Source organism: Streptomyces sp. P5F9, from assembly GCF_057961495.1.
On the sequence record NZ_JBXVPZ010000940.1, the window covers coordinates 1 to 1,229 of the forward strand.

Here is a 1,229-nt window from a genome sequence, read left to right on the forward strand (position 1 = left end):
GCACCCCGAGAGCCTGCCCCACAACCGGCACGCTCCCGATCGACTGCGCCTGCGCAACCGGCCCCGTCAGCATCTGCGAAGCAACCGGCTGAAAGTCCGCGAGCTGAGTCGCAACCCCGTTGTCCAGCGGGTCAACACCCGTCCCCGCGAGCGGATTCGGCTTGAGCCCGGCAACAGGCCCGGTGACATACCCGACCGTGCCGGTGAGCGCGCCGAGCCCCGCCGCGGGGTCGATCTTGCCCAGAGACGTGGGCCGCGTCCGCACCACGTCGGCCACCGGCGCGGTGTCCGCGGCGGCCGACGCCGCCCCCGCACCGAGGGCGACCCCGGCGGTCGCGAGGGCGACGAGGGCCCGCTGGGCGGTCGGATGCTGAGGGGACGTGTGTCGTGCCATTGCTGGTGCCACCTTCTGGTGCGCAGGGTAATCAGGTCAGCACGAAGGGTAGTTGACGTGTGATGCGCGTTCCACTGGCGACCCGCGGGGTCGGCAGGACGTACGGAATGCGTCAAACTGGTGTCCCGTGAGCATCCTTTCCCCGTCACCGGCCCGTGTCGTGCTGCTGTGCGGCCCCTCGGGTTCCGGCAAGTCCCTCGTCTCCGCCCGGTCCGGTCTGCCCGTGCTGCGGCTCGACGACTTCTACAAAGAGGGCGACGACCCGACGCTGCCGCAGGTGGCGGGGAGTTCGGACATCGACTGGGACCACCCCGACTCCTGGGACGCGGACGTGGCGGTCGCCGCGATCGTCGAGCTGTGCCGCACGGGCCGTACGGACGTGCCGGTCTACGACATCTCGCTCAGCGCCCGCACGGGCACGGAGGCGGTCGATGTGGGCCGGACACCATTGTTCATAGCGGAGGGCATCTTCGCCGCCGAGGTCATCACCCGGTGCCAGGAGCTGGGCGTCCTCGCGGACGCGCTGTGCCTCAGCCGGGGCCCGATGCGCACCTTCCGGCGCCGCTTCCTGCGGGATCTCAGGGAGGGCCGTAAGTCCGTGCCGTTCCTGTTGCGGCGCGGCTGGCGGCTGATGCGGCTGGAGAGGTCGATCGTGGCCCGGCAGACCGGACTCGGCGCGTACGCCTGCGGCAAGGACGAGGCGCTGGGCAGGATGGCCGCGGCGGCGGTGGGCCGGCGCCCGGCTGCGGCTTCCACGCCCGCCCCGACCACCACCAGTTGAGGGCACAAAAAAAGCGGGACTGGACGGACCCCCCGGCCCTCCAGTCCCGCTCTC

At 71.6% G+C, this 1,229-nt stretch carries 2 protein-coding genes; one reads left to right on the top strand and one right to left on the bottom strand.

Annotated elements, in window-relative coordinates; all coding sequences use genetic code 11:
• On the bottom strand, nucleotides 1–394 hold a 394-nt coding region (locus AC31A1_RS51645), incomplete at its 3' end, for a hypothetical protein (protein ID WP_489659949.1).
• A 127-nt stretch (nucleotides 395–521) separates the two neighbouring features.
• On the opposite strand from AC31A1_RS51645, the gene AC31A1_RS51650 reads away from it, so the two are divergent.
• On the top strand, nucleotides 522–1,175 hold the full coding sequence (locus AC31A1_RS51650; protein ID WP_489659950.1) for a uridine kinase family protein: 654 nt from the start codon (nucleotides 522–524) through the stop codon (nucleotides 1,173–1,175).
• Nucleotides 1,176–1,229: the final 54 nt, after the last annotated feature.